The organism is Aristaeella lactis (genome assembly GCF_018118585.1).
GTDB lineage: Bacteria > Bacillota > Clostridia > Christensenellales > Aristaeellaceae > Aristaeella > Aristaeella lactis.
The window spans coordinates 16,533-33,176 of record NZ_CP069421.1; the positions used below are offsets into that span (position 1 = coordinate 16,533).

Consider the following 16,644-nt stretch of genomic DNA (forward strand, 5'->3'; position numbering starts at 1 on the left):
CTTTTTTACAGGTAAAGTCAGTTCTTTCCGCGTTCCTCGCCCTGGATGCTGTTCATCCTGGCGTAGCTTCCGCCCAGCGCCACAAGTTCCGCGTGGGTGCCGCTTTCTGTAATCCGGCCGTCCTCAATGACCAGGATCTGATCGGCGTTCCGGATGGTGGACAGCCGGTGGGCGATCGCGATGATGGTACGGCTTCCGGAAATCCCGTTGATGGCTTTCTGGATCTGCTGCTCTGTTTCCACATCGACAGATGCGGTTGCCTCATCCAGGATGATGATGGGGGATTTCCGCAGGATCGCCCGGGCAATGGCCACCCGCTGCTTCTGACCGCCGGAAAGGCGCAGGCCGCGTTCGCCCACCTGGGTATTATATCCTTCCGGCATGGCCAGGATATCTTCATGAATATTGGCGGCCTTCGCGGCAGCCTCGATCTCGTCCATGGAAGCGTCCGGCACGGCGTAGCCGATGTTTTCCGCAATGGTGCCGTTGAAGAGGAAGGTATCCTGCAGCACAGGGGAGATGTTCCGTCGGAGGCTTTCGATGGACACATCCCGGATATCATGCCCGTCGATCAGAATATGCCCGGAGGACGGTTCATAGAACCGGGAGATCAGCTGGGTCAGGGTGGTTTTACCCACACCGGTGGGACCGACCAGGGCCAGCATCTGGCCGGGCTTACAGTCAAAGGAGACGTCCTTCAGCACCGGGATGCCCTCCCCGTAGGAGAAGCTGACATGGTCAAAGGTGATCTCGCCCTGTACAGTTCCGAGGGTTTCAGCATCCTGCCGGTCCTGTATTTCCAGGGGCGCGTCCAGGATATCCAGCACACGCTCCGCGCCCGCCATGGACTGCTGCATGTTTTCCAGCAGGTTGGCGAGGCCGGTGACCGGTCCGTAAAACAGTCCCAGGTACAGCAGGAAAGCCACGATGTCCGCAACGCTCAGGCCTTCACGGTATGCCAGGTATCCGCCGAATCCAACCACCAGGATAGTCCCCAGGGAGGAGATGAACTCGACGGAGGGATGGAAGACGGCACTGATCTTCAGGGCCTGGAGCATGGCACGGATGTGTTCGAAATTCTGTTCATTGACCCGTTCGGTTTCATATTCCTCCCGGCCGAAGGATTGGATTTCATGGATGCCGGACAAGTTGTCCTGCAGCTTGCCGTTCAGTTCACCCATTTTCTTCTGGGAGATCCTGAAGAAAGGCCGGACCTTTTTGGAAAAGAGGATGCCGGAAGCGAAGATCAGGGGAATCGGCGCACAGGTGATCAGCGCGAGTTTCCAGTTAATGGTCAGAAGGACGACCAGCACACCGGTAAAAGTGACCAGGTTGGTGATCGTTTCCGGGATCATATGGGCATAGAGCAGTTCAAAGTCCCGGGTGTCATTCACGATCCGGCTCATGAGGTCGCCGGTCTGTTTGTCGTGAAAGTATCCCAGGTGCATGTGCTCCAGCTTGTCATAGGTCCGGGTCCGCAGGTCACCCACCAGGTACCAGGCGGCTTTATGGGCGAGGTAATTGCTCAGGAACCGGAAAAGGATCCGCAGCAGGTAAAGAGCGACCAGTGCGGCGGTAAACAGGCCGATGGTATGCAGGCCGGCTTCATCCACGCCTGCTTCCACGATCCCTGTCATGGCGGAAAGGAGCTTCGGCGCTGCCAGGTTCACGGCTGTCAGCGCCAGGGTTGAAAGGATCGCAATGGTATATAACGTTCTGTACCGGATGGCTTCACGGCTGAGACGCCACAGTGTTCTGATCATTGTTTTCCTCCGCTGCCCCTTGTCTGTTCTATCCCCATTATACACAATGGAGTGCGTACGAAGTCAATCCGCTTCCTGCTGCTTTCCGGTTTTTTTCCTCCAGGAAACATACCGCAGGATACATGACAGACCGGCCAGCATCCATGTCACGCCGGCGGTAATCCAGATGGACCAGACTCCGGATGCTGTCAGCCCCAGGAGCAGAAGGGGCAGACCTACACGGCCGGCAATCTCCACGATTCCGTTGATGAAGGAGAAGACGGCATCGCCGACACCGTTCAGGACGCCGCGGGAAACATATATGATACCCAGGAATGCATAGAAGAGGCTTGTGATCTTCAGCGCCCTGCCGCCCAGGTCGATCACGTTCGTTTCATGGACAAACATGCCTACCAGCGATCCACCGAAGAGCTGCATGATCAGGGTCATCATTCCGGCTACCACGAGCATAGCCAGCAGGCTGTCCCGGAAACCGGTCCGGATCCGTTTCATTTTTCCTGCGCCCATGTTCTGTCCGGCGTAGGTGGACAGTGCCATACTCATGGATCCGAAGGGCTGCTGCACCAATTGCTCCAGACGGTTGGTGGCGGTATAGGCGGCCATTGCCGTTGAGCCGAAGGTGTTGACAACGGATTGCAGCGCGGTGGTGGAAATCGCGATCAGGCTCCACTGGAGCGCCAGCGGCAGACCCAGGCGGATGGCCTTTTTCGCGATCTGAGCATCGAAAGCACGGAGCTTCGCGTTTATGCGGAAATAGGGATTGCGGCGGAAGGCGAACAGCAGGGAACCGCTGCCGGCCAGCAGCTGGGACAGCATGGTCGCAAAAGCCGCGCCGAAAACCCCCAGGCCGAAGGCTCCGACAAAAAGCAGATCCAGTACCACATTCAGGATACAGGAAACGATGAGAAAATACAGAGGCGTGCGGGAATCTCCCAGGGCACGCTGCATGGAGGAAGCGTAATTATAGACGGCGATCAGCGGCACGGACGCGGATGTCATGCGCATATAAACGATGGCGTCCGGCAGAATCTCCTGCGGGGTTCCCATCCAGGTGAGCACAGTGGGGACCAGGCAGAAGGCAAGGGTTCCGGTCAGGAGGGAGAAGGCGAGCGTAATATAGGCTGAGTTGGCGATTGCCTTATAGACAAGCTCATCTTTTTTCGCTCCGAAAAACTGGGCTGTAACGATTCCGCAGCCGCCGCTGATCCCGTTCAAGATGGAAAAGAAGAGAAAGGAAATGGAACCGGTGGCTCCGACTGCCGCCAGGGCATCCGCACCCAGCAACCGCCCCACGATCATCGAGTCCGCCAGGTTATAGGCCTGCTGGAACAGGTTACCGATGAGCAGCGGCAACGCGAAAACAGAAAGCAGGGCCAGCGGCCTGCCTTCTGTCATATTCATCGTTGCATTTCCTTTGGGAAATGTATGCTTTCCGCTGCCGCGCAGGAAGTGCGCTTTTACAGCCTTGTCCATATCATCCATATCCTTTTCATTTTCTGTGTCTGCTTTACGGCAGGAACTTTCCGGACGCCAGGTAGAGCTGATACCATTCCTGATGTGTCAGGGACACTTTGGAGGCGGCACAGATATCCCGGAGGTGATCCGGATTCATGGTTCCGGCGACAGCCTGCATACGGGCGGGATGACGCAGGATCCAGGCAATTGCGACCGCAGCTTTTGAAATACTGTACTTTTCTCCCATTTCGCCCAGCACGCGGTTTAGATCCGGAAAATCCGGATGATCCACGAAGCAGCCTCCGAACATTCCGAACTGCAGCGGAGACCAGGCCTGGATCGTGATGTCGTGCAGGCGGCAGTAATTCAGGACACCGTTATCCCTGATGATGGAACGGTCAGTCGTCAGGTTATTCAGGTACATGTCCCCGTCGATCAGCTGGGTCTGGTCCAGGGAGAACTGGAGCTGGTTAAACACCAGCGGCTGCCGGACATACTTCTTCAGCAGCTCCAGCTGGCCGGGGCTTACGTTACTGACACCGAAACAGCGGACTTTTCCGCTCTTTTCCAGCTGGTCAAAGGCTTCCGCCACTTCCTCCGGATCGAACAGCAGATCCGGGCGGTGGAGCAGCAGGACGTCCAGATAATCGGTTTTCAGGCGCCGGAGGCTTGCTTCCGCGCTGGAAAGGATATCGTCCCGGCTCCAGTCAAATTCCTTACGATCAAAATGGAGACCGCATTTGCTCTGAATGATGACATCCTCCCGCTTCAGACCGGTCAGCGGGAAAGCATCCCCGAAACGGGTTTCAGCTTCTCCGTCGCCGTAGCAGGTGGCATGGTCAAATAAGTTGATCCCTTCTTCCGAAGCGGTACGGATCATATCCGCTGCTTTTTCCACGGACAGGGCGGGCATGCGCATGCAGCCGAGAATAACGGCTGAAGCATTCTGCGGTCCGTTTACCACATTGATCAGTTTCATATCTTTTTCCTCCGGTCAGTTATTCCCTGAGTTATTGTAGCTTTCAAGCAGTTCCACGATGCATTTCAGTTCGGGGGCGTCCAGGTAATTATATTCACCGTTTCCGTCCCCGTAGGTTCCATGCTGAACAAGCTTCAGCCCGGCTGCTTCCGCACTGGCCACGCAGGCTTTGGAATCTTTGACCTGGAAGGCAAGATGATGCATGCCTTCGCCATGCTCGTTCAGGAAGTTCCGCCAGGTAGACGGTTCCTCATTGGGCTGGATCAGTTCCAGCTGAAGGCCCGGTCCCACGTCGAAGAAAGCCAGCAGTGAATTCGCTTTCGGCGCGGGCTTCCCCTCAAAAACTGTCTGTGTGACCGCATAGTCGCCGCAGGGCTGCGTTTCCGGGACATCGACGCCCAGGAATGCCGCCCATTTCCGTTTGGTTTCCTCAATATCCTTTACGATAAAACCTACCTGGGCTACCAGATGGGTTCCCACGATACCTGCCATTTCAGTTTCCTCCTTTGATCACAGCTGAATGTGTTTGTTTACCAGGGATAAGATTCACCGGTATGGGTGATGAATACCGGCCCTTCCTTGTCATGCCGCTTCGTTTCGAAAAGGCACCGAAGGGTTTCCGCGTGTTCATACGGATCCAGCGGGGCTTCATGATTGCCCGGATTTGTCCGGATCCAGCCGGGATGAATACAGATGATGTTCAGGTCCGGATCGTTTTTGAAGTAGTTATGCATGGTCATGGTAAGCATGTTCAGGGCTGCCTTTTCCGTACCGTAATCCAGATAGAAGGTGCGGTAGCATTTTCCGATGCTTCCGGCCTCGGAAGAGATATTCACCACAAGCGCGCCCATCGTACTTTTTTTCAGCAGCGGCAGGAACGCTTTCAGTACCCGGACCGGCCCGACTGCCCCGACGTTCACAGCAGGCGCGATCAGGTCCAGGTCGAAATCCGGAAGCTCCTTCATCGTGTCGGCGGAAGCGGTAGTGGCATTGTTGATGATCAGGTCAAGGCGATCTGTCAGTGTTTCCGCTTCCCGGGCGGCGGCATTCACCGATTCCGTGGAGGATATGTCCATTGTGAGAATGTGCAGCATACCGGGATATACGGATTTCAGCGCTTCCAGCGCTTCGGAAGGACGCCGGACAGACGCGAACACGCAGTCTCCGTGCTCCAGATAACGCTTTACCAGGTTAAAACCAAGGGCATAAGGCCTGCCTGTGCCGGTAATCAGAACAGTCTGTGACATGATCTGTCATCTCCTTTTTGGAAGCGGGATCCATCAGGTCAGGGACAGGGTGCTTTCCAGATTGTCATTCAGGGCGAAACCGGCGCTTCCGGCGGCGGTTTTCAGCTGATAATCTCCTTTATAGCCGGTAAAGACCAGGAAGCCATCATCATCGGTCACCAGGGTTTCATGGGTTTCCCATGCTCCGTGGATCAGGTTCTTCAGGGCGGCATAAGAGGGCTTTTCGGTGTTGCCTTCATGGACAAAACCGGACGGGGCTTTCAGCCAGCAGCCGTCATTGAAATCCCAGGTGGTAATGGCTTCCACCAGGGGATGGGCGAACAGAACAGAATACATTTCCGAAATCTCACGGGCCTGGCGTTCTTCACCTTCGGGCGTGCTGGGCCATTCATCCACCTGCCAGTCATTCAGGTCAACGATGTGCGCAGGCATGATATCACCGGAGATCAGGGTGTTTTCCGTGAAATGGATCGGGAGACCGAAACGGGAGAAGCGTTCCAGTACCCGGTTCAGCTTTTCCAGCCCCCAGTATCCCTGGTGCTGATGGCTCTGGATGCCGATGGCACTGATCGGTACGTCCGCTTCCAGCAGATCCTGGATAAGATGCGCGTAGGCTTCGCTTGTGTTGAAATCGTTGATGAGCAGGACTGCGTTGGGATCACACTCTTTCGCGGCGGCAAAGACTTCCTTTACCAGCCCAACACGGCCTTTTTCCCTGCAGATCCGGGTGATGGCGTTGTCATACCGGTCAAACTCCGGCATGATCACCACTTCGTTGATGACATCCCACAGGCCGATGGTATCCCTGTATGCGGTCACATCCCTGTGAATACGCTCAAGCTGACGGCGCAGGATCTCTTCGTTGGAATACTTCAGAAGCCAGGGGGCACAGGCGGTGTGCCAGCACAGCGGATGACCCTTCACCTGTACGCCGCTTTGCCGGAGCCATTTCGCGGCGGCCATGGTTTCACGGAAAGCAGGTTTGCCTTCTTCCGGCTCATAACGGCCCCAGTAAAAGGGAAGGGTGCCGTAGTTGAACAATGCCAGCCATTTTTCCATCCTTTCCCGAAGGAAAGCCTGTTTCTTTTCATCCTGTGTTTTCATCAGCTCCACGGCATCAAAAGCACCGCAGCCGAAAAGGAACTGATGGGAAACCTGGTCAACGCTGACTTCCCGGCGGACAGCAGGGGTTCCGTCTGGGTTCAGGACACGCAGGCGGGCATTTGCCTGACGGTGAGCTAAAGGAGCCTGACTCATAACACATTCCCTCCGGTTTCATGATTTCAATTTATTGTATTTCAGACAGGAAGGGAAAGGCTTCCCATTTTTTGACGCATGACTTGCTACTTTTTGTGAAATCCAGGCACCGGAAATCCTTGACTTAAAGTTTACTCTAAGTTTTACAATATAACCAGCGCAGTTTCTCATTTCATTCTTCATTTTCCACGATCAGAACAGGAGGAAAAACATATGTTTGATTTCCGGTACTATACCCCCACCAAGGTGGTATTCGGTAAAAATACAGAGGCACAGACGGCTGCCCTGATCCGTGAATTCGGCGGCAAAAAGGTCCTGATCCATTACGGCGGCGGAAGCGTTGTCCGCTCCGGCCTGCTGAAAAGGGTGACAGATAATCTTGATGAAGCCGGGATCCCCTATGTGACTCTGGGCGGCGCGGTGCCGAATCCCCACCTGGGCCTTGTATATGAGGGCATTGAACTCTGCAAAAAAGAGAACGTTGATTTCCTGCTTGCTGTAGGCGGCGGAAGCACCATCGACTCCGCAAAGGCGATCGGTTACGGCGCGACCAATGAAGGCGACGTATGGGATTTCTATGATTACAAGCGGAAAGCTACGGCCTGCCTTCCCCTGGGCGTGATCCTGACCATTGCGGCCACCGGAAGTGAGATGAGCGATTCTTCTGTCATCACGAAGGAAGAAGGCCTCGTGAAGAGGGGATACAGCAGTGATTACTGCCGGCCGAAATTCGCGATCATGAATCCGGAACTGACGATGACCCTTCCGGATTATCAGACCGCCTGCGGCTGTACCGATATTATGATGCATACCATGGAACGCTACTTTACGAACGGCGGCAACATGGAGATTACGGATTCCATAGCGGAAGGCCTGATCCGTACGGTGATGGAGAACGCAGAGATCCTGGTGAAGGACCCGAAAAACTATGAAGCCCGCGCGGAGGTCATGTGGGCCGGAAGTCTTTCGCATAACGGCCTGACCGGATGCGGAAACGACGGCGGGGACTGGATGACACACAAACTGGAGCATGAGCTGGGCGGCCTGTATGACGTAGCCCACGGGGCGGGACTGGCGGCCATCTGGGGAAGCTGGGCCCGGTATGTGTGCGGGAACTGCCTGCCCAGATTCAAGCGGTTTGCCGTTAACGTGATGGGCGTTAAACCTGAAGGAACGGATGAGGAGATTGCTCTGAAAGGTATCGAAGCCATGGAGGATTTCTACCGGAGGATCCATATGCCCACGAACCTGCGGGAGCTGGGTGTCAGCGCCACGGAAGAAGACCTTGTGACCATGGCGCATAAGTGCGCGGTCGGTGTCGGCGGCTCCATGGGTTCCGCAAGGCTGCTTTATGAAGAAGATATGCTGGCGATCTACAGGGCGAGTATGTAAGGGACACCCTTAAGGAAAACAACCGGGAGCAGGCAGTATGGATTACAGTCAATATGAAAACTACGGGTTCGACCGTGTCAGCGCCTTTAACCTGTCCACAGGATACGAGAAGCGCAGTTACCAGGCGCACTGGCATTCCTATGGGGAGATTCTCCTGGTGGGGCCGGGAAAAACCAATATTTTCATGGTCAACCAGAAGACCTATGAGCTGGTTGAAGGGGATTTCCTGCTGATCTGGCCTACGGAAATGCATGCCATTATTGACGCAGACCGGAAAGAATCACTGGTGATCCAGTACAGCAATGCCTTTATGAATACGCTGTTTGACCTGCAGCGGATCATGCATTTCTACCGGAACCTGCATGTGCTGTGCATCAAAGCGCATCCGGAACTGGTTGGCAGACTCAGATCCATCGCGGAAAAGATGAAGACAATATTCTTTTCATCCGGTGCGGACCGGGAACTGCGGTGCTGTATGCTGCTGATGGAGTTCATGCTGACGCTGGATGAACACCGGGAGGAGTTTGCCCCGGAGATCAGGAGCGGGGATCCCTACAGCTATACGGACACAGTGATGCGCAGGATGCTCATGGTGACAGATTATATTAAAAACAATCTGACAGCGGATGATCTTTCCCAGGGCGCCATGGCGGAAATGGCAGGGATCAGCAAGGATTATTTCTCGCGGATCTTCCGCAGCGTGACAGGGCTGAATTACAGCAAATGGCTGAACCTGATCCGGCTGGAGAAAGCCGCGGAACTGCTCGCTGATAAAGACATGACGCTGACAGAGATCGCCATGCTTTCCGGTTTCCAGAGCATCTCCAGCTTCAACAGGGTTTTTCATACGGAAAAGGGAATGTCCCCGGGTGAGTACCGGGCGTTGCTGCTGCCGCGGTAGGACAGAAAAAAGCGGCGTGATGCCGCTTTTTTCATGGACTGATAATCATACCCGCTATCGGATGAAGTCAATCATACCGATCCCGGACGGAGGTATTTATGAAACATAAGGTGCAGTATTATGAAACGGATATGATGGGCGTGGCCCATCATGCCAATTATATTCACTGGATGGAAGAAGCCCGGATCGAGTTTATGGACAGAATCGGTTTTCCTTACAAGCGGATGGAGGCGGAAGGCGTCCTGTCCCCGGTAAAGGGAATGAACATCAAGTACCTGAAGCCATGCACATTCGGCGATGAAGTGGAAATCGTCACAGAGGTCGGGAATTTCAACGGCGTTGTGCTTACGATGACGTATGATATGCGGGTGAACGGGGAACCGGTCTTTTCCGGCTCGTCGGAGCATGTATTCCTGGACCGCGAAGGCAGGTTTGTCCGGATGAAAAAGGTTATGCCGGAGTTCTGCGAGGCGATCGACCGCCGGAAGGAAAACCCCTGAGTTACTGAATTCCGCCGTTGGTGCGGGGAAACTCGGAGAGGTCCATCAGGCCAGGAAAAAAGCCCGGAAAATAATCATCACCGTTCCGGGCTTTTCGCTTGCGCGAATAAATCTTTTTGCTGTCAACGGCTTTGGTTACCGGGCTGAAATTCCAGGTGACCCGCCGCTGGCGGTTGAGTTCCTTCTGAGCCTTCTTGCTCAGCTTATCCTTGGGAACAAACTTGGCCATGAGCATCCACTCCTTTCCTCAGGCGCAGGGTATTCTATCATTTTACGGGACAGAATACAAGTCCGCAGGGCAGTGCGCGCCTTGTCCGGTTGTGATATAATCAGGATCGGACAGTTTATACAGCAAAGAGAGGATTACGGATATGAAAGACCTGACTCAATACACCGATTTCCTGGTCAGGGAAACGGAAACACTCCTGAATATAGATTCTCCCACCGGCTATACCGAGAACGCTGCGGCGTGGGTCCGGGATGAATTTGCCAAACTCGGTTTTGACGCCAGACTGACCCGGAAGGGCGGCGTACTGGTATTCCTGGGCGGTCCGGCTGAGGAGGACAACGGACTGCTGCTGGAAGCCCATACGGACACGCTGGGCGGCATGGTTGCGGAAGTGAAAGGGAACGGACGGCTCCGGCTGACCAACCTGGGCGGGATGAACCCGAACAATGCCGAGACGGAAAACGTACGCGTTGTCACAAAATCCGGAAAGATCTGTGAGGGTACTTTCCAGCTTTGCAACGCGTCCCTGCATGTCAACAAGGAATACAATGACACCAAACGCACATGGGATACCTGCGAGGTCGTGCTGGACGAGAATGTCAAATCAAAGGAGGATACCGAAAAGCTGGGGATCGCGGTGGGCGATATCGTCTGCTTCGAGCCTAATGTCCGGATCACTGACACGGGCTATATCAAATCCCGCTTCCTGGATGATAAGCTGAGCGTCGGTATTTTGCTGGGACTGGCCAAATATATCCGGGATGAAAAGATCACACTGAAACGCGCCATCTATGCACACATTACTGTTTATGAAGAAGTGGGACACGGCGGTGCCGGCAATGTTCCGGACTGCTGTGCCGAAGCTATTTCCGTGGATATGGGCTGTGTCGGTGAGGGGCTGCAGTGTACGGAGAGACAGGTATCTATCTGCGCAAAGGACAGCGGCGGACCCTACAGCTATCCGGTTGTGACAGGACTGATCGAAGCGGCGAAGAAAAGCGGAGCTGACTATGCCGTTGATATCTATCCGAGCTATGGCAGCGACGTGGAAGCAACACTCGGCGCCGGAAATGATCTTCGCCACGGTCTGATCGGCGCGGGCGTATACGCGTCCCATGGCTACGAACGCAGTCACAGGCGGGGCGCGGAAAACACCCTGCGCCTGCTGATCGCCTACGCGCTTGAAAACTGAACAATGACGAAGAAATGCCCCTTCCGGAAAGGAAGGGGCATTTGCTATGGCTGTGGTTATTTATTCGCAAAGACAGGCTGGCCGTTCACCGCAATATCTCCGTCAATCGGGATCAGCAGGTAACTGCGGCCGTCAATGACCCGGGTTTCGAGAAGATCCGCCTGTTTGGGATCGACTTTGATGGACACACTGGGCAGGTCCACCTTGAACTGTTTGGGCGTTACCACGTTTACCGCAGGAAGTGCCGCACCGGTTCCGAAGGTTTTGTCAAACCCGTCCTGGAATGCCTCAACCCGTTCCGGAGATACGCCTCCGTCCGTCAGAACCCGGGCAACATCCTGCTTGGAGAGCATCAGCGGCTCAGCGTCCTTTTCCTGTTCCTCGATCATGGTGGAAACGACCTCGTGCATTTCCTGCACCACATCCAGGGAGCATTCAGTTCCCAGCGTCTGGGCCAGAAGGGACTGGAAGTTTTCCGTCTGCTCCACGGCGGGCATCACCGCATCGGCGTTGAAAGCAGCCTTCAGGAAGGCTTCATGCGCATCGTTGCAGTCCCTGCTGAAGAAGAGCAGATTATTCACATCCGCGGCACCGCTTTCATACAGCGGGAAGAGAAAACCCATCACGGGCACGCCGGCAAGCCATTCCGGCGGCCGCTCATGGAACAGACCGTCCGCGGGGACATATCTCAGGGCCGGCTTGTCCCGCTTTACCGGGCAGACGGCACAGAGGCAGTAGCTGAAGGAACGGTCGGAATTCTCATAATCGATCTCATCGTTTGTATCACGTTTCCGGACATCCAGATCGTCATGGAGCAGCAGGATCAGCCAGTTATCCGCTGTCTGCGCATCCTCGACAGACTGCATGTCGGGATGTTCCGCACGGATGCCGGAGATCAGTTTGGTGAAGAGCTCCTGCATAACCGCTTCATCCCTCATTCCGGTATCCCGGACCTTCATGAGAAGGCCGCAGCTTTCCGCCGGAAGGGCGATCGGATTCAGTGCCTGCCCAAGCTGGCCGGAAAGCACTTTTTTGAAGATGGACATGTATTTTTCGTTTTCCTGCTCATACAGGGAAGCGACAGGGACTGAAAAACTTGTGATCGGATTTCCGATATAGTCAATATAGCAGCCGCAGATCAGGGAGGGGTTGCGCTTGTCAGGATTCAGCCTCCGTTTAATTTCAGCAAGGTCACGCTGGTTCATGTTTCAGGACGGTCCTTTCGTTGAATAGATAAACATAAAGCCGGTTACCCATGAAGGACAACCGGCTTTATATGGCACCCACGGGAGGATTCGAACCTCTGGCCTGCCGCTTAGGAGGCGGCCGCTCTATCCAACTGAGCTACGTGGGCAGAAAATGAGGAACTCTGAAATTATATTAATATACAATGGTTTTGTCAATCTTCTGGCTATTGAAAAGATCGAACATATGATCCCAAACAAAAGGCATAACATAAATAATTTGTGAAGAAAATATAAAATGTATTGACGCAATACAAAAGTGTGTTATGATATATTCAGACTTTGTATTGACACAATACGAATTTAAAAGGAGCTCAAAAAATGGCTTACTGTGGAGTGCTGGATAATCTGATGGAATTAAACGGAAAACCGGTTGATCTGAGCAGATTGGAAGAAGGAATTATTATCGCCGGAGACGAGCAGCTTGATGCAGATGAGTTGATCACCGATGAAGAAAAAAGACAGGTTTTTAACGAAAACGCTATACGGACCAAAGCAGAACTGCTGGATGAGATCGATCGGCGAATAAAGCTGATCAATAAGGAAGGCAAGGATAATGCAAGACATTCTCCTGAGTTTTATCACAGATACAAAAGGCTGATAGAACAATTCAGAACTGAAGTGGAAAAGAGAACTTTTCCGAACAAACTGGAGGACTGGTGGGAGTATTTATATGATATTCACAGTACCGGTATCGTATTGAAAATGTCACATACCAGTTCATTTGATATTTATAAGGATGATACGGTTGCTGTACTTACAGATACCGTATTTACGCTGCTGCGTGTTAAGACAAAACTATTGACTGTGGAACAATTTGCCCAGGCATACGGTGTGACAGCAACAACAGTAAGACAATGGATCAGGCGGGGTAAGATCCGTACCGCAATTAAACAGGGAAGCGAATGGAGGATTCCGGAGCTCGCTGAAATCATGGAAAGAGGATACACGAGCGGGCATTATGCACGGAAAGAGTTCCTGACAGATATGCCTTCTGAATATGCATTCTTTAATGATTATGATTATGTGGATATCCGTCAGAACGAAAAACATAAGGAACTGTATGATCTCTGTTTCAGCAAAAAGTTTGACTCAACAAAGATCCCCAGAGAAGAATGGGATAAATACTATAAAGAAATCCAACTGGATCAGAAGGAACGGGAAAAATTTGAACTGTATTTAATCAGCAGTCCTTTTGTCGAATCATCCGAAGAATGATGAAGATTGCCGGAAGGAGGAAAAATGTTATGAATATATTATCAATCAAAGGTATAGGTTTTCGATACCATTCTTAAGGGATTGAACTGCGCAGTACCGTCTGTTCCATTTGGAGCAGGCGGATCTTTTTGTCCAGACCGCCGGCGTATCCGGTCAGTTTGCCGCTCGCGCCTATGACACGGTGGCAGGGAATGATCAGGGAGATGGGGTTGCGGCCCACCGCGCCGCCTACCGCCTGTGCGGACATCCGGCAGGTACCGGATCGTTTGGCAACTTCAGCCGCGATCTCGCCGTAGGTCATTGTCCGGCCGTAGGGGATGGTGAGCAGGATTTCCCATACCATTTTACGGAACGGTGAGGCCGGCAGTGCCAGCGGCGGGGTGAAATCCGGGATCTTCCCGCTGAAATAGATATCCAGCCATCGGACGGTTTCATCAAAAACAGGCAGCGCCTGCTCCCTGTGCACGGCAGGGAGCGTGCTGCCAAAGTATTTCTGCCCGTCAAACCACAGGCCTGTCAGGATATTCCCATCACTGGCCAGGGTGATGCCGCCCAGGGGAGAAAGATAGGAGTATGTGTAATCCATGTCTGTTTCCCGTACTCAGTTGATACGTCCGACGGAGCCGAACAGTTCCAGCTTGTTCCTGACAACCCGCTTCATAGCTTCAATCTCATAGGGAATCAGAGACGTTATGGAGGAAGCTCCGGCTTTCAGGCCTTCTTCAATGCCGGCTTTTCCGGCTTTGTCGATATCCGTAAAGATATTCACTTTGCAGATGCCCTTCTGTACAGCTGTGCGGAAATCAGAGTCGGACAGGCCGCTGCCGCCGTGAAGCACAAGGGGCAGACCGGTGCTCCCGGCGATGGCTTCAATACGCCCGAAATCCAGCCTGGGCGGGAATTTGTAATCCCCATGTGCGTTGCCTACTGCCACGGCAAGGGAATCAATTCCGGTGAGGACGGCAAAATCAGCGGCGACTTCCGGATCGGTGAAATAATCCGAAGGATTGGCCAGCTTCCCGGCTCCTTCATTGTCGCCGACGTGGCCGAGCTCGCCTTCCACAGTAACTCCTGTCTCATGACAGATCCGAACCATTTCAGCGACTTTGGTCACGTTGGCCTTATACTCTTCCGTGGAACAGTCATACATGACAGAAGTAAAACCCAGCTTTATTGCCTCCATGCACTTTTCAAAAGTCAGACCGTGGTCATAGTGGACACAGACCGGAACGGATGCTTTAGCAGCCATGGGGATCAGATATTCAGCGACACGTTCCAGCGACATGGCGGGCAGGAGGATCTCCGCTGTACCGATCATGACCGGGGCGTGCAGTTCCTCTGCAGTTTCGATAATGGCGCGGGCCATCTCCACGTTGACCGCGTTGAAAAAGCCGACGGCATATTTCCTTTTTTTTGCGGGAAGCAGGACATCATTCATGTTGACAAGCATCGGGTTTCCTCCTTACCATCCCCTGCGGATTCTTTCTTCCAGTTCATCCAGCGGCTTCAGGCCGCTGAGAGTATCATAGGTGGTGACGCAGCAGGCGCCTTCCGCACATGCCAGGGCAATGCAGTCCGCCGGTTTCCGGCCGTTCAGAATCGCCGCCAGGAAAGCGGCTATGCTGGTATCCCCGGCGCCTGCCCCGCTGCGGACAATATCCGCTTTGAAGCAGGGCTGGAGTATGGTCTGACCGCTCCAGGCTTCTGTGTCCAGTTCCAGCCGGGAACCGATCCCGGAAATGCTTTCCTTACCAGCCGTGCGCAGCAGCATGCCACTGGTGCCGCATTTGATGACGACAACCCTGCAGCCCATCTCCGGCAGCTGTTCAGCCAGGGGAAGGACTTCCTTTTCCATATCCAGACTGTCTGTCATGTCCCGGCCTTCCGCAGACAGCCGGTCATACCGCTCCCTGTCCAGCATCCAGCAAAGCTCCCCGAAGCTGGGAACAAAGAAATCGACATAGGGCAGCACGCCGGCAAGAATTTTCCGCCAGTCAGCTTTTCCAGCAGGAGAATTCGGATCCACGGCAGCCAGGTCCAGGCTTGTGGCTATGCCTTTCTGCTTCATACGGCGGAACAGGGAAATGAGTTCAGCTCCGTCTTTTTCCCAGGTACGCTTCATCAGCGGGGGATAGCCGAAATGAAACAGGACGGCATCCTCCAGGGCCTCTTCCGGAATATCCGATCCGGTGAAGGTATCATTTGCTCCCGGACTGTGGAGGAAGACCCGGTCCAGGCCGGGGACCGCCAGTACCACGGAATAGGAGGTGGAACTGCCTGGATCCACGAGCAGCCCGCCCGCTCCGTAACGGGACAGAATGCTTTGGATCATCATACCGAAGGAATCATCACCGACCTTGCCCATCAGGGTGACATCACAACCCAGCAGTTTCAGCGCCAGACCGGTATTGGCTACGCTTCCGCCGGTATGCACATCGGCTGCTTCCATCTGGACCAGCCTTCCGGGAATCAACAGGGAGGACAGGCTGTCATATTGCTTTCCGGCCGGGAAGACGGGGGTGATATCCAGACAGATGTGGCCTGCAGAAATGATCTTTTTCATGCTTCCTCCCGTTTTCTGTCAGCGCGCAGGCGGATACTCATTGCACAGGAGCCTGTAGGGCGGCTCGTCCTCTGTAATGGCAGGGAAACGTCCCACCGGTTTTTCAAAACGGTTATCTTCCTCATCATCGTTGCACATGGAAACTTCGCCGATGAGAGCATAAGATTCCCAGGACCTGACGGTAAATTCATGATAGCAGCCGGGATACAGGGTCAGGCTTTCGCCCGGCCTGATCACAATCTCAGATCCGGCAGGGACGGTATACTTCCTTCCGTCCCGGTAGACGGTCACCGGTGACTGGCGGTCCGGAAGTTCGTCAGAGCCCGCGTTCCACAGGCGGAAAACCACATTGCCGCCGCCTCGGTTGATGATATCCTCTGTTTTATGCCAGTGGAAATGGCAGGGACAGGTCTGCCCGCCCCGCAGCATCATGATCTTTTCCGCATAGGGCTTTGAATACTTGTCCATATGCGGATTACCGTTTCGCAGGGTGATCAGGTACATGCCGCAGGAGCGGAAGTTTCCGCTGCCGAAGTCTGTCAGGTCCCAGCCCAGCCGGTTATCGCGGATTTCATCATAGTCACTGCCCTTTGTCTGCCAGTCAGCCGGGGCAAAATGAAGGAAGGGCGGCAGCTGGAAACGATGCTCCCGCAGAACAGCTTCGAATTCCCTGATACAGGCGTTAATCTCGGAACGTTTCATCC

General features: G+C 54.0%; 17 protein-coding genes and 1 tRNA gene. 5 read left to right on the forward strand and 13 right to left on the reverse strand.

The features are described 5' to 3' along the window. Positions 1-17: 17 nt before the first annotated feature. From JYE50_RS00070 to JYE50_RS00095, 6 genes are all read right to left on the reverse strand, one after another. Positions 18-1,763, reverse strand: coding sequence for an ABC transporter ATP-binding protein (locus JYE50_RS00070; protein ID WP_084095857.1), 1,746 nt, complete (start codon positions 1,761-1,763; stop codon positions 18-20). A 63-nt stretch (positions 1,764-1,826) separates the two neighbouring features. Beyond that, on the reverse strand, positions 1,827-3,236 hold the full coding sequence (locus tag JYE50_RS00075) for an MATE family efflux transporter (RefSeq protein WP_283399202.1): 1,410 nt from the start codon (positions 3,234-3,236) through the stop codon (positions 1,827-1,829). Between the two features lie 34 nt (positions 3,237-3,270). Then, positions 3,271-4,197: an aldo/keto reductase gene (locus JYE50_RS00080; RefSeq protein WP_084095858.1), complete on the reverse strand. Its 927-nt coding sequence runs from the start codon at positions 4,195-4,197 to the stop codon at positions 3,271-3,273. Positions 4,198-4,212: 15 nt separating this feature from the next. Next, positions 4,213-4,689, reverse strand: coding sequence for a VOC family protein (locus tag JYE50_RS00085; RefSeq protein WP_084095859.1), 477 nt, complete (start codon positions 4,687-4,689; stop codon positions 4,213-4,215). 38 nt (positions 4,690-4,727) lie between these two features. After that, positions 4,728-5,444 (reverse strand): SDR family NAD(P)-dependent oxidoreductase, encoded by a 717-nt coding sequence (locus JYE50_RS00090; protein ID WP_084095860.1) that lies wholly within the window; start codon positions 5,442-5,444, stop codon positions 4,728-4,730. A gap of 33 nt (positions 5,445-5,477) precedes the next feature. Continuing rightward, positions 5,478-6,701 (reverse strand): endo-1,4-beta-xylanase, encoded by a 1,224-nt coding sequence (locus tag JYE50_RS00095; protein ID WP_084095861.1) that lies wholly within the window; start codon positions 6,699-6,701, stop codon positions 5,478-5,480. A 213-nt stretch (positions 6,702-6,914) separates the two neighbouring features. Between JYE50_RS00095 and JYE50_RS00100 the strand changes: the two genes are divergently transcribed. From JYE50_RS00100 to JYE50_RS00110, 3 genes are all read left to right on the forward strand, one after another. After that, positions 6,915-8,093, forward strand: a complete 1,179-nt coding sequence (locus tag JYE50_RS00100; RefSeq protein ID WP_084095862.1) for an iron-containing alcohol dehydrogenase — start codon at positions 6,915-6,917, stop codon at positions 8,091-8,093. A gap of 37 nt (positions 8,094-8,130) precedes the next feature. Then, a complete protein-coding gene (locus JYE50_RS00105; RefSeq protein WP_084095863.1) occupies positions 8,131-8,994 on the forward strand; it encodes an AraC family transcriptional regulator in 864 nt (287 codons plus the stop codon). A gap of 98 nt (positions 8,995-9,092) precedes the next feature. Continuing rightward, the gene (locus JYE50_RS00110; protein ID WP_084095864.1) at positions 9,093-9,494 is read left to right on the forward strand and encodes an acyl-CoA thioesterase; all 402 of its coding nucleotides are present in this window, start codon (positions 9,093-9,095) and stop codon (positions 9,492-9,494) included. Position 9,495: 1 nt separating this feature from the next. Here JYE50_RS00110 and JYE50_RS00115 read toward each other — a convergent pair whose 3' ends face one another. Beyond that, positions 9,496-9,723 (reverse strand): hypothetical protein, encoded by a 228-nt coding sequence (locus tag JYE50_RS00115; protein ID WP_084095865.1) that lies wholly within the window; start codon positions 9,721-9,723, stop codon positions 9,496-9,498. Positions 9,724-9,865: 142 nt separating this feature from the next. Here JYE50_RS00115 and JYE50_RS00120 point away from each other — a divergent pair, with 142 nt between their 5' ends. After that, positions 9,866-10,915 (forward strand): M42 family metallopeptidase, encoded by a 1,050-nt coding sequence (locus JYE50_RS00120; protein WP_084095866.1) that lies wholly within the window; start codon positions 9,866-9,868, stop codon positions 10,913-10,915. Between the two features lie 56 nt (positions 10,916-10,971). Here JYE50_RS00120 and JYE50_RS00125 read toward each other — a convergent pair whose 3' ends face one another. Both JYE50_RS00125 and JYE50_RS00130 read right to left on the reverse strand, forming a co-directional pair. Next, positions 10,972-12,120: a DUF4317 domain-containing protein gene (locus JYE50_RS00125; RefSeq protein ID WP_084095867.1), complete on the reverse strand. Its 1,149-nt coding sequence runs from the start codon at positions 12,118-12,120 to the stop codon at positions 10,972-10,974. A 72-nt stretch (positions 12,121-12,192) separates the two neighbouring features. Beyond that, positions 12,193-12,269: transfer RNA gene (locus JYE50_RS00130), tRNA-Arg, on the reverse strand. Positions 12,270-12,480: 211 nt separating this feature from the next. Here JYE50_RS00130 and JYE50_RS00135 point away from each other — a divergent pair. Further along, positions 12,481-13,377 (forward strand): helix-turn-helix domain-containing protein, encoded by an 897-nt coding sequence (locus JYE50_RS00135; protein ID WP_084095868.1) that lies wholly within the window; start codon positions 12,481-12,483, stop codon positions 13,375-13,377. 73 nt (positions 13,378-13,450) lie between these two features. Here the strand turns inward: JYE50_RS00135 and JYE50_RS00140 are convergent, their stop codons facing one another. The 4 genes from JYE50_RS00140 to JYE50_RS00155 are packed head-to-tail and all read right to left on the reverse strand — an operon-like array spanning position 13,451 to position 16,642. Next, entirely contained in the window at positions 13,451-13,963 is a 513-nt protein-coding gene (locus JYE50_RS00140; RefSeq protein WP_084095869.1) for a methylated-DNA--[protein]-cysteine S-methyltransferase, read from the reverse strand. A 15-nt stretch (positions 13,964-13,978) separates the two neighbouring features. Continuing rightward, positions 13,979-14,827, reverse strand: a complete 849-nt coding sequence (locus JYE50_RS00145; protein WP_084095870.1) for a class II fructose-bisphosphate aldolase — start codon at positions 14,825-14,827, stop codon at positions 13,979-13,981. A gap of 12 nt (positions 14,828-14,839) precedes the next feature. Continuing rightward, positions 14,840-15,940 carry a carbohydrate kinase family protein gene (locus JYE50_RS00150; RefSeq protein WP_084095871.1) on the reverse strand — a complete coding sequence of 367 codons (1,101 nt, stop codon included), beginning with the start codon at positions 15,938-15,940 and terminating at the stop codon, positions 14,840-14,842. Positions 15,941-15,958: 18 nt separating this feature from the next. Further along, a complete protein-coding gene (locus JYE50_RS00155) occupies positions 15,959-16,642 on the reverse strand; it encodes a D-lyxose/D-mannose family sugar isomerase (RefSeq protein WP_084095872.1) in 684 nt (227 codons plus the stop codon). Between the last annotated feature and the right edge of the window lie 2 nt (positions 16,643-16,644).